Origin of the sequence: Streptomyces blastmyceticus (genome assembly GCF_039521185.1) — a bacterium.
Lineage (GTDB): Bacteria > Actinomycetota > Actinomycetes > Streptomycetales > Streptomycetaceae > Streptomyces > Streptomyces blastmyceticus.
This window is the reverse complement of sequence record NZ_BAAABW010000021.1, coordinates 40,602-52,968: the sequence shown is the minus strand read 5'-3', so window position 1 is coordinate 52,968 and position 12,367 is coordinate 40,602. Positions and strand designations below refer to the sequence as shown.

6 protein-coding genes are annotated in these 12,367 nt (G+C 72.5%); all 6 read right to left on the bottom strand.

The features are described 5' to 3' along the window. Positions 1–6: 6 nt before the first annotated feature. Positions 7–5,862 carry an SDR family oxidoreductase gene (locus tag ABD269_RS18945; protein WP_344119293.1) on the bottom strand — a complete coding sequence of 1,952 codons (5,856 nt, stop codon included), beginning with the start codon at positions 5,860–5,862 and terminating at the stop codon, positions 7–9. Between the two features lie 57 nt (positions 5,863–5,919). Beyond that, positions 5,920–7,386, bottom strand: a complete 1,467-nt coding sequence (locus ABD269_RS18940; RefSeq protein ID WP_344119292.1) for an acyltransferase domain-containing protein — start codon at positions 7,384–7,386, stop codon at positions 5,920–5,922. A 162-nt stretch (positions 7,387–7,548) separates the two neighbouring features. After that, positions 7,549–8,928 (bottom strand): NAD(P)/FAD-dependent oxidoreductase, encoded by a 1,380-nt coding sequence (locus ABD269_RS18935; RefSeq protein WP_301887600.1) that lies wholly within the window; start codon positions 8,926–8,928, stop codon positions 7,549–7,551. A 72-nt stretch (positions 8,929–9,000) separates the two neighbouring features. Continuing rightward, on the bottom strand, positions 9,001–10,461 hold the full coding sequence (locus ABD269_RS18930; RefSeq protein WP_344119289.1) for an MFS transporter: 1,461 nt from the start codon (positions 10,459–10,461) through the stop codon (positions 9,001–9,003). After that, on the bottom strand, positions 10,455–11,771 hold the full coding sequence (locus ABD269_RS18925; protein ID WP_344119287.1) for a wax ester/triacylglycerol synthase domain-containing protein: 1,317 nt from the start codon (positions 11,769–11,771) through the stop codon (positions 10,455–10,457). Before ABD269_RS18925 ends, ABD269_RS18930 begins: the two co-directional genes overlap by 7 nt. Before the next feature lie 174 nt (positions 11,772–11,945). Beyond that, on the bottom strand, positions 11,946–12,293 hold the full coding sequence (locus ABD269_RS18920; protein ID WP_344119285.1) for a helix-turn-helix domain-containing protein: 348 nt from the start codon (positions 12,291–12,293) through the stop codon (positions 11,946–11,948). Positions 12,294–12,367: the final 74 nt, after the last annotated feature.

The window sequence follows — 12,367 nt, the reverse complement described above, 5'->3', positions numbered from 1 at the left end:
TTCCGGTCAGGCGCGCTCGGCGACGGCCTCGCCCGTGCGGGCGTCGACGTAGCCGATCAGGGTCGCCTGGAGGTCCTTCATCTGGAGGAGCATGCGGCCGTCGGGCCGGGTGGCGACGAACCGGTTGTCGACGCGGTCGGCGGCCAGGTCGAAGCCGGGCGGTGTGGCGTAGAGGTCGATCCGGTCCTCGCCGGTGGACAGGGCGTGGTCGTTGGTCTCCTCGTAGAGGTCGATGCGGCGGATCGCCAGCGGCGCCGCGACGGGCACGAGGTGGCCGTCGACCAGGTCGAGCACCCCGACCCTGGCCAGGCCGTCCAGCAGCACGCACGGGACGGTGAAGCGCGCCCACGCGGGGTCGTCCGCCGGGAGCGACAGGGCGTAGCGCCCGCGCTTGCCCTGGGGGTGGATGCGGGTGTCGGCGGTGGAGACGAAGGGCCCGGTCAGCTGCACCGGGGAGCCGGGCTGGTGGTACGGGTCGGGCACGGGGATGTCGTCCGCGCCGTCCCAGTGCTCCCACCGGGGCGCGTCCGGGAAGGCGTCGGCGAGCAGGACGCGGGCCCTGAAGTGCACCCGGTCGGCGATCAGCACGACCCCGGTCGGCGACACCACGTCCTCGGTCACCAGGACCTGGACGACGGTGGCGTCGCCCTGCTCCCCGACGAGCTCGGCCCGGATGCGCTTGGGCCGCGCGGGGAGGTCGCGGTAGACGCGCAGGAAGTGCTCGAACCGCAGGTCCTCGAAGGCGATGACGTGCTTGCCGGGCACCAGGTGCCGGGCGGCCTCGGCCGCGATCTCGGTGACGAAGGTGCCGGGCAGCGTCGGTTCGCCGCGTACGGTGTGGTGCTCCAGATAGCCGTCGGTGTCCAGGTCGAAGCGGCACTCGAACACCGCGGACGTGGCGTCGGACTCGACCGGGCGGCGCAGGAAGAAGCCCCGGTCGCGGCCCGTGAGGTAGCCGGGGTAGAAGGTCTCCACCGTGGTGCGCTCGGCGTCGCCCAGGTGCACGACGGAGGGCCGCCGCACGGGGGCGTGCAGCTCCTGCACGAAGTGGTGGACGCCTTCGGGGACCGGCATGTTGCTGTACGAACCGGCCCGCTCGTAGTACGACTTCGTGAGCTCGTCGGCGCCCATGCCGACGCCGGCCCACAGCGTCCAGCCGATGGTGACCTCGGCGTGGTCCGTGGTGGCCGCGGCGTGGGCGGAGGCGCTGGCCAGGAAGTCGTTGGCGGAGGCGTAGTCCGCCTCCCCGAGCTGTCCGAAGTAGCCCAGCAGGGAACCGAAGTTGCACCACAGCCGGGGCGGTGCGGAGCGCAGCGCGTACTTCAGGTTGAGGTAGGAGGCGACCTTCAGGTCCCGGATGGCGGTGAACTCCGCGAAGTCCTTGTCCTTGATGAGCGCGGAGCGCTGGAGCCCGGCGGCGTTGACGAGGAGGTCGACGCGGCCCTGCTCGTGCAGGATCCGGCCGATCGCCTTCTCGACCTCGGCGCCGTCGCGCGTGTCGCAGGTCAGGTAGGTGACGCGGCCGTCGCCGCTGTGGGCGGCCATCGCGTCGAGGTTCCGCCGGGCGGTGCGGGCGTTGACCATCCGGTCGAATTCCTTGTTGATGCTCGCGACCGTCCGCCCGCCGCGCCCCGCGAGCCCGGAGGAGATGAAGGCCGCGCGGCCCGCCGCGAACTCCTCGTCGCTCCCGGCGTAGACCGAGGGCGGGTAGGCGTCGAGGTCGTTGCTGCCGAACACGTAGATGCGCGGCCGGAACCGCTCGGCGACCGCCTTGAGGACCTCGGCGGTGATGCCCCGGGCGCCGCCGGCGACGACGACCACGGAGTCCGGGTCGAGGGCCACCGGGGTGTCCGCGTCGAGGGTGTTGGGCTCCTCCCGCAGGCGGTGGACGCGCCGTTCCCCGTCGGCGTCGACGACGACGGGGAAGTCCCGGTGCGCCCGGCTCTCCCGCTCCACGCGCTCCACGGCCTCGGTCACCTCGGTGGCGGAGGTCAGCAGGGCGAAACCCGTGGCGTCGGGAAGCTCCAGGCCCGCGGTCTTCAGCAGGCCCGTGAACAGGCCGGTGAAGGGGTGCGGGGTGCCGTCGGAAACGGCGCCCAGGAGAAGGACGACGAGGGAGGAGTCCGGTCCTGACAGGTCCTCGTAGGCGTGCTGCACGGCCAGATAGGCGGCACTGTGCAGGGCGAGGAGGCCCGGGGAGCCCTCGGTGAGCGCCCGCCCGGGGGCCACGGCGCGGCCCAGGTCGCCAAGCACCCGCAGCCGGGTGACGGGCTTCCCGGAGCTCGCGAGCGCCTCGCGGACGGCCTCCGGGGTGACCTCCGGCAGGTGGTACCAGCCGGGGCGCGGGGCATCGAGTGGTGTGGTGGACAGGACCGTGAGCGCGGTGTCCGGGCCCACGGCGCGGGCGAGGAGGTCCGGCGCGTCGGTGACGACTGCCGTGCCGTCCGCGAGGAACGGGACCGTCTCCCGTACGGTCACGGTCGCTGCGGCCTCCAGAACGGGCACGTGGCGCCGGACCTTCAGCGGCGTCCCGGCGTCCGTGTGGTCCTGCGAGAAGAAGCCCTCGGGCAGAGTGGCGGCGGTCCCGGTCGTGGTGTCGCCGTGCTCCGGGGTCCCGTCGGGCTCGCCCGGGACGGTCAGCCGGAGCCTGGCACCGGCCGCGTTCCCGTCCTCGTCGCAGGAGAGCACCACGGTGCCCGCGGGGCCGTGCAGCGCCTTGAGGACGGCCAGTCCCCCGGCCGCGCCCAGATAGCGGGCGTTCTCGGGGGCGGAGGAGCCGCACAGCACGGCGTCGCGCCCGGCCGCGCCGGCGAGCGCCTCGTCGACGTACGCGAGGACGGGCAGGCCCGCACTCCGGGCGAGCTCCTCGGTGGTGAGGGCGAACAGGAAGCCGCCTTCGGCCAGTTCCGTCGTGCCCTCGGGGAGGAGCTCGCCGATCAGGGACCGGTATTCGGGGAGGCTGTTGCCGTTGATGCCGCCCGCGAGCGCGAAGTCCAGCTCGCCGGTGCGCAGGTAGCGGCTGGCGGAGGTGATCGACGACAGGGCGGAGGCGAAGCCGGAGTCCATCGTCATGTTGGGGCCGTGGAGGTCGAAGTAGTTCGCCACGCGCGCCGAGATGATGTTGGGCATCTGGCCGGGGAAGGAGTCCTCGTTGGACTCCGGGATCATCGAGCGCACCTGGTCGCGCAGCCGCTCCAGGACCAGCGGCACGGCGGCCGAGCCGGCCCGCGGGGAGTCGGCGAGCGCCCGCTCGACGTCGTCGAGGTAGCAGCGGTTGGCGTAGAGCATCGCGGCCCGGGTCGGTCCCATGTGCCCGACGAAGACGCCGGTCTTGCGGGCCTGCTCGCCCCAGAATTCGGGCATCTGGTCGCGGAGCTGGTGCGCGCACTCCAGGATCATCAGCTGGCAGCGGTCGAGGGCGCGGATCGTCTTCGGAGGCAGCCGGACCTTGCTGAAGGGCGGCGGCGGGTAGTCGGCGCCGAAGCTGTCGAGGGGCTTCCTCCCCCCGGCCAGCCAGCTCGTGACCGCGTCGCGCCCGTCGAGCCCGGGCAGGTGGGCGGACCAGCCGACGACGGCGACCCGGCTCTCGGTGTCCGGGGTCTTGGTGACGGGGGTCTCCGCCGCCTCCGTACGGGGCAGGGGCTCGGAGACGATCAGGTGGGCGTTGGTGCCGCCGAAGCCGAAGCCGGAGACCGCCGCGAGGCGGGGCCGGTCGGCGCTCCGCGGCCACTGACGCGGCTCGGAGGTCACCTCCAGCTCGGTCTCGTCCAGCCGGAAGTCCGCGCGGGGGCTGCTGAAGCGGAACTGCCCCGGAATGGTGTGCTCCTCCAGGCCCTTCAGGTTCTCGATGAGCGACACCACGCCGGCCGCCCAACCGGTGTGCCCGATGAGGGACTTGTTGGAGGTGACGACGGTGGGCCGGGAGGTGCCGAAGTGCCCGCGCAGGGTGGTGAACTCGGCGAGGTCGCCGGCGGGGGTGCCGGTGGCGTGCGCGTTGATCCACTGCACGTCGTCCCCGGCGACCCCGCCGTCCTCCAGCGCCCGCTGCACGGCGAGGCTCTGGCCGTCCGAGTTCGGGGCGTAGATGGCCTTGCCCTTGCCGTCGGAGGACGAGCCGAAGGCGCGCAGCACCCCGAGGACGCGGTCGCCGTCGCGCCGCGCCTTGCTCAGCCGCTTGAGGACGACGAGGGCCGCGCCGTCGGCGAAGATGACGCCGTCGGCGCTCTCGTCCAGGGCGTGCACCTTGCCGCTCTTGGAGAGCCCCTGGAGCTTGGAGAAGAGCACCGTGCCGCGCGGCGCCAGGGCGAACGCCCCGCCGCAGACGGCAATGTCCTGCTTGCCCATCAGCAGGCCCTTGGCGGCGATGTCGATGGCGTAGAGGGACGAGGAGCACGCGGTGTCGACCATGTGGAGCTCGGTGGACGGCGGGAGGATGCCCTCCATCGCCAGCTCGCCGACCCGGTGCGGCAGGAAGCGCGCCGGGTCCTGCCCGCCGCGCCAGTAGCGGCGGGAGAGCGCCTCGTCGATGTCGCCGCGCAGGCCCTCCCGCTCACCGGCCGGCACGTCGAGGCCGTCGACGATGCCGTGCGTGAGCCGGGTCAGGCTCTGCAGGACCCCGGCCTCCTCCAGGTGCTGGCTGCCGTCGGGGGTGTAGCCGACGACGAAGGAGGCGCTGTCGGTGGGGCTGTGGCTGACTCCTTCGAGCGCCTGCACCAGGCTGTGGCGCAGCCACTGCGTGGTCAGCTCCTGCCGGTCGGCGCCGCCGGGCATGCCGTCCAGGGCGCCCTCGGCGGGGGTGAAGTCGGTGATGAAGACGCAGTGGTCGGCGTAGGCCTTGTCCTCGGCCGACAGGTCGGGCGAGTGGAAGCTCTCGTGCTGCCAGCGGTCCCGGGGGACCTCGACGAAGAGCTCCTCCCCCGTCATCCGCAGCTTCCAGAACTCCTCGGGGCTGTTGGCCCCGGCGACGGCCATGCCCATGCCGACGATGGCGATCGCGTCGTCGCCGTCCTCGGGCTCGGCCTCGTTTTCTTCAGGGCCTGCAACCGGGGCCACGGCCTGCTGTTCCAAGGGCGGCTGTTCCACGGGTGGTGGTGACAGCAGGGACGCGCCGAGGGTGAGGCCGCCGTCGGCCAGGATGACCTGACCGGTGATCCACCGGGAGTCGTCGGAGGCGAGGAAGGCGACGACGGACGCGAACTCCTCCGGGGTGCCGAGCCGCCCCAGCGGCGTGGCCCGCGCGATGACCTCCTGCATCTCCCCGGCCCGGGGGAACTTGTCCGCCACCGAGCTGCTCAGCATGGCGGCGGACGCCGTGTTGACCCGGATGTTCAGCGGCGCGAGCTCGACCGCGAGGTAGCGGGAGGCGGCCTCGGCCGCGGCCTTCGCCGGGGCGCAGGCAAGGTAGTTGGCCATCACCATCTGGGAGCCGCCGAGCGCGGAGACCGTGACGATCGAACCGCCGCCGGCCCTGGCCATCAGCGGTGCCGCGGCCCGCGCGCAGCGCAGCCCGCCCTTGAGGTTGGTGTCGAGCGCCTTGTCGAGGTGCGCGTCGGTGGTCTCCGCGAGCGGCAGCAGGGCGCCGTCGGCCGCGTTGTTGATCAGGATGTCGAGGCGGCCGTGCAGCCGGTCGATCTCCGCGAACATCCGGTCGACCTGGTCCTGCCGGGCCACCGAGGCGCGGACGAGGTCGACCCGGACGCCGTCCGCGAGAAGCTCGTCGCGGGTCTGCTTGGCCTGGTCGTGCGAGTGGAAGTAGTTGAGGACGATGTCGGCACCGCGTGCGGCGAGTTCCCGCGCGATCGCCTTACCTATCCCCTTCGACCCGCCGGTGACCAGGGCCACCTTGCCGGTGAGGTCTTTCATGGAGCCATGTCCTTCGGTAGAGCGAGAGAACGAGCTGGGCTGGGAGCCGTGGTGGGGTCAGGCCGCGCGCGCGGGCTCGCGGGCGCCGCTCAGCTCGGCGAGCACGAAGTCGGCGATCGTGTCCATCGTGTTGTAGTTGGAGAGGCGGAAGCCGGACTCGCGCGGCGGCAGTCCGTAGCGCTCGGAGACGCGGGAGAGCAGCTCGACCTGCTTGACGGAGTCGACGCCCAGCTCGGCCTCCAGCTGCACGCCGCCCTCGAAGACCTCCTCCGGGTACTCCAGGGCCTCGGCGTAGAGGGCGCGCAGCTGGGCGAAGACCTCGTCGCGGCCGGGACCGGCCGCTACGGGCGCGGGCGCGGGGGCGGGGGTCTCGGGGGCGGCGGGCGGCGCGGCGGGCGTGTTCTCCCGCTGGAAGGCGGCGAGTTCGTCGCGTACGTAGGCCAGGACGTCGCCGCCGTGCGCGGCCCAGTACGCCTCGAAGACGTCGGCGGGCACCGCCGGGGCCAGCAGCCCGCCGAGGGTGGGGGCACCCGCCGCGTGCGCCAGGCCCGCCTCCCTCAGGACGCCCAGGGTGGCGTCGAGGGCGAGCCTGCCGCCGCCGTCGAGCGCCAGCGTCGCCAGGGCGCGCACGTCGGAGCCCTGGGTGAGCCGGGTGACGAGCTTGGTCAGCGCGGGGCGCCCGCCCGCCTCCACGAAGGTGGTGACACCGGACTCCTGGAGGTGGCGCACCGCGGTCGCGAACCGGACCGGCTTGACGAAGTGCTCCGCCAGCAGGTCGGCGAGGGCGTCGTCGGGCTCGTAGTAGCGCTGGAGGATCGGCGAGTAGACCGGGCGCCGCAGCGGGTGCTGGTCCAGCTTCCGTACGTACGCGGCGAACTCGGGGACCGCCGGGGCCAGGGCCGGGGTGTGGAAGGGGAAGGGCGCGTCGATCTCGATCGCGTTGACGCCCAGTTGCCGGGCGATCGCGGTGACCCGGTCCAGGACCTTGTCCGGGCCGCTCACCACGGTCTGCTCGTCGTGGTTCTCGGTGGCGACGGCCAGCAGCGGCTCGTCCACCAGGTCCAGGAGCAGCCGGACCCGGTCGGCGCCCGCGGTGAGGGCCACCATGCGGCCGTCTATGCCCTGCTGGCGCTTGATGACCGCCACGCGCTGCGCGACGATGCGCACGCCGTCCTCGACCGAGAACGCCCCGGCGGCCACCAGCGCGGTGATCTCACCGAGGCTGTGACCCGCGAGGACGTCCGGCTGGACGCCCTGGGCGGCGAGGACCTCGTACGCGGCGAGGCCCGCGGCGTAGATGGCCACCTGGGACACCCACGGGGCGTCCGCGAGCAGCTCGCCCAGGTCCGCCTTCTCCCGGCCGAACAGCACGTCGGTGATCCGCCGCGCGAAGAGGTTCTGCGTCTCCGCGTCGATCTGCTCGAATACGCGCTGGATCTGGGGGTGACTCTCCTTGGCCGAACGCAGCGCGTCACTGTCGAAGCCGCCCTGACCGGGGAAGAGGAGTGCGGTGTTCTGTGCCATTGCCGATGTCTCCGTTGCTTGTGTTGGTGCGAAATCCAGCCCGTCCGGCGTTTGAGGACGCGCCCGCAGGGCGCTCCCGCCGCAGGCGGCGAACCGGCCCGCGGCCGGGGGTCCGGGGCACGCGCCCCGGTTTCGGGAAGGGGCGGGGCTGGGGAAAAGAACCTAGGCCGCCCGCACGACGTGCCCCGGCGGAGCCAAGAGGTATTCGCCCATCGGGCCCAGGTTCTCGGCGATCAAGCGGTCCGCCAGCCGCGCAGCAGGCCGCACATGGCGCGGCACCCCCCGCGCCAGCCACCGCACGAACCGCAGCTTCCACCCCGGCCCGCCCCCCGGCTCCAGGTGGTCGAGGAGCGCGTGGATGTTGCGTGCCGAGTAGAACCGCGCGGGGTCGACCATGGTCGCGAACATCCCGACCATGTCCCGCCCGTGCGAGGGGCTGCGGCTCATCGCCCGGATGAAGGCGATCTCCTCCCGCGTGTGGTTCGCGATCACCGCGTGGTCGCAGGTGTAGCGGTAGTGCCCGGTCACCATCTCGTCGCGCAGTCGCTCGTAGCGGGCGAGCGCCTCCGGCATCGGGGTGCGCCCCGACAGCCCGGAGTCGACCGCGTCGGCGAGGAGTTCGGCGCCCCGCAGCCCGTAGGTGATGCCGGAGGCGGTGATCGGGTCGCGGGTGTACCCGGCGTCGCCGACGAGCGCCCAGCCGGGCCCGTGCGAGCGGCGCAGGAAGTTGGGGACGGCGCCCGTCAGCCACTTGTCGGCCCGCTTGGTCTCGCGCAGCAACTGGGCCCGCTCGGGGTCCACTTCGGCGAACGCGGAGATGACCGTGCGGTCGCGCTCCTCCTCGCTCCCGGCCTTGAAGTCGCCGACCGGCAGCGCCACTCCGACGATGGTCAGGCCGTCGTGCGTCGGCCAGGTGAAGGTGTGCTTCCCGGCGTGGCGGTAGGTGCGGACCCGCCCGTCGTGCGGGATGCCCTCCCAGTACGACCAGTGGCTCTTGTTGAGGACGGGCCGCGTCGCGTACTTCTCGGCGCCGACGAGGCGGGCGACGGTGGAGTTGGAGCCGTCGGCGCCCACCACGAGGCGGGCGTGTTCGACGGCCGTGACGCGGTCCGCGCTCTCGCCGCGCACGCCGGTGACGGTGCCGTCCTCGTCCCTGAGGAGTTCGCGGAGCGAGAAGCCCTCGCGGAACTCCGCGCCGGCCGCGACGGCCGCCTCCAGCAGGATGCGGTCGAGCTCGGCGCGGTCCGGGGAGTACGCCTCGCCCACGCCGTCGACGGACGGCAGGCGGGCCATGAGCTCCGCGGGGCCGCTCTTGAGGCCGTACTCGTGGATGGGCGGGCAGCCGGTGGCGGTGAGTTCGCCGAGCAGGCCCCAGTTCTTCAGCCGGAGGATGCCCGGCGGGTGGACCAGGTTGGTGGCCGCGGCCTTTCCGCCGGGAAAGGTGGCGCGGTCCAGGAGCAGGACCTTGTGTCCCGCCTTCGAGAGCAGCATCGCCGTGGAGGCGCCGCCGACCCGCGCTCCCACCACAATCACGTCGTACATGTACGTCCCCCAAGTCGTGCGGCTTTCCGGCCGGTTGCGGAAGGCCCTGGTGCGTTTCCCGGAGTGCCGGGTCTAGTGCGGGCTCTCCAGGAGGTCGCCGTCGCGCGGCCGGCCCGCGTCCCGCGCTCCGGTGCCCGCGCCGGCGACGTGTTTGCCCCGGGAGCGGCGCGGTGCGGTGAGGATGGCGAGGCAGCCCAGGGCCGCGAATCCGGCGCCCGCCCAGGAGGCGGGGACGAGTCCGTCCACGAACTGCTGCGGCGAGCCGTATCCGCCCTGTGCGGTGAAGACCGAGGTGAGGACGGCGACTCCGAAGACGCCGCCGAGTTCGCGGAAGGTGTTGTTGGCGCCGGAGGCGATGCCCTGGTCGCGCGGGGCGACGATGTTCATCGCCATCTCGGCGACGGGTGCGAAGAAGAGTCCGAGGCCGATGCCGCCGAGCACCAGGCCGGGCACCTCGTCGGAGTAGGCGGTGTGCGTGCCGACCACGGAGGCGAGCCAGCCGAGCGCGACGGCTTCGGCCAGCAGGCCCAGGGCGACCACGAGCCGGTTGCCTATCCGCGCGGTGAGCAGGGCGGCGATCGGGGCGATCACGACGGGCATGGCCGTCCAGGGCAGCATCCGCACGCCCGCTTCCAGCGGTGAGAAGCCCTGGATGTTCTGCATGAACTGGGTCAGCAGGAACACCAGCCCGAACATGGCGGCGAACATCATCAGGCTGGCGACGTTGACGGCGCTGAACGCGCGGTTGCGGAACAGCCGCAGCGGGAGCATCGGGTGGCGGGTGCGCGCCTCCCAGAGGACGAAGGCGCCGAGCAGCACGAGCCCGCCGATCAGGGAGACCAGCACCTTGCCGCTGGTCCAGCCGTCGTCGGTGGTCCGTACGAGGGCGAAGACCACGCCGAACATGCCGAGGATCACCAGGACGGTGCCGCCGAGGTCCAGGGAGCTGTCGGGGTGGGTGCTCTCGGCGAGCTTCCACGCGCCGAGCAGCAGCACCACGACGCCGATGGGCACATTGATCCAGAAGATCCACTGCCAGGAGATCTTCTCGACGACGGTGCCGCCGATGACCGGGCCGAGGGCGACGGCGAGGCCGCTCAGCGCGCCCCAGACGCCGAGGGCGAGGCCGCGCCTGCGCTCGGGCACCGCTGCGGTCAGCAGGGTCAGGGTCAGGGGCATCACGATCGCGGCGCCGAAGCCCTGCACGGCGCGGGCGACGATCAGCTGGCCGGAGGAGTCGGACAGGGCGCAGGCGGCGGACGCCCCGGTGAAGACGACGAGTCCCACCAGGAACATCCGGCGGCGCCCGAAGCGGTCGCCCGCCGCCGCGCCCGCCATGAGGAAGACCGCGAAGGACAGGGTGTAGGCGTTCACCGTCCATTCCAGGTCCTGCAGGCTCGTGTCGAGGGACTCCCGGATGGCGGGCAGCGCGGTGATCACGACGAGGTTGTCGAGCGCTGCCATGAAGACCGCGAGCCCGGTGACGATCAGGGTCCAGACGGGGTTTCCGCGTGGACCGGACCGACTCAGCATGAGGGACCCTTCGTGTGTGTGGACGGCGGGGAGGTGCCGGGTGCGGGCGCCGTGGGCGCGGACAGCGTGTCCAGCGCCGCGCGCCACAGGGCCGCCAGCCGGCCGGCTTCGGGCAGTCTGCGGTCGTAGAGGAAGCTCACCCGGACCCGGGAGCCGCAGGAGAGCAGCGTCACGGAGAGGGCGTTGCCCGGCAGGAGCACGCCGAGCGGTATCGCGTCGATCACGGGGTCGCCCTTGAAGGACAGGAAGTTCGGCAGGCTGTAGTTGGAGGCGTAGAGCGGGGACGAGCGGGGGCTGAGCAGGCGTCTGACGGTCCATCGGGTGACGGCCGGGGGCAGCAGGGCGACCAGGGCCCGGCTGGCAGGCCGCAGGCCGCGCGAGCGCATCCGGTGGGTGCCCTCGACGAGCTGCGCGAACGCCGCCTCGGTGCGCAGCCCCTGGTCGGGGAGCGCGACGACCGCCGTGGTGAGGTGGTTGCCGAGGGCCCCCTCCTCGCCCGTGCGGCGGGTGCTCAGCGGCATCCGGACCGGTACGGGCGACGCGCGGAACACGGACCGCACGCCGGCCCCCTCCTCCTCCGTGGCGCTCCAGGTGGTGAGCGCGCCCCACAGCGCCATGAGGAAGGCGTCGTTGAACGTCCCGCCGAACCGCTGCCCGAGCAGGCCCAGTTCGCGCTGGGTCGCGCTCGTGCTGCACACGGCGAGGTGGCCGGGGCGCGGTCCCGGCACCTTGGGCCAGCGCCGGGCGGGGAGCAGCCCGTGCACCAGTCCGGCGCCCACGTTCAGCGTCCCGCGGAGCAGTTCGTCCGCGCACGCCCCGAAGAACGGGCCCTGTTCGTCCCTGGCCTCCCGCCCGCTCTCCGGTTCGTCGCCGAAGAGGGAGGCGACGACGTGCACGGCGCCCAGGCCGTCCTCGGTGCCGTGGTGGACGCGGTAGCACACCGCGTACTCCCCGGGGGCGTAGCCGTGGACGAGGTGGAGGGACCACAGCGGTCCGTCGTGGCGGGGCAGTGGCAGTCGTACGAGGGCGGTGAGCACCTCGTCCAGCGTGGTTCCCGCGGGGAACTCCTCCTCCCTGAGGTGTTCTCGTATGTCGAAGCCGGTGCTGGGCACTTGGTACGCCCGTCCCGATCCGGTGGTCGTCCGGTAGGTCAGCCGTGGCAGGCCGGGCAGCCTGGCCACCAGGTGGTCGCGGAGCGCCGCCAGTGGGGGCGGGCTGCCGCGGAACCGCAGGAACTGGCCGTGGGTCAGGCCGGGTTCCCGGCCCATGGAGAGGAAGACCTCGTCGATCGGATTGAGTGGACGCTTCAATTCCGCTCCCAGTCGAGCGCTTCGGGGGATCGGGGAATCGGTGCCGTGCGGAAGTGCGGAAGTGCGGCAGTCCGCGGCGCCGGACGGAATTCTGAATTCCGATACCCCGCGGTATTTTTCCGGCGTATTCGGGCGCTCTCCCCCGTGCTCCCCGAACCGCCGTGCAAATCGACTCTAGCGAGTGCCGATCATCCGGGGGACTGTACCTTGGTACAGGAACCGGTAAGTGTGCGCGACCAGCCCGGCCTGCAATCTGGATTCCACGCACAATTTACTGAGCACCCGGGCCACATGGAACTTGACCGTGCGCTCCGTCACATCCAGCCGCTGCGCGATGCTGCGATTCGAGAACCCCTCGCCGAGGAGCTCGAAAACCTCCGCCTCGCGCCCGGACAGCAGGGCCACGCGCTCCGACTCCGGTCTCCAGGGCGACATTTCGGCAGGTCCGGAGGGTACGCAGGCGGCGTGGGCCGCGTCGTCGGCCGACGCGGCGTGCGGGCACTCGGCAACGATGCAAGCCATGGGAATTCCCCCTTCTCAACAGAACTCGGGCATGGGGATGCCAGCTTTCATCGCGCCCAGTATCGAAGACCCGC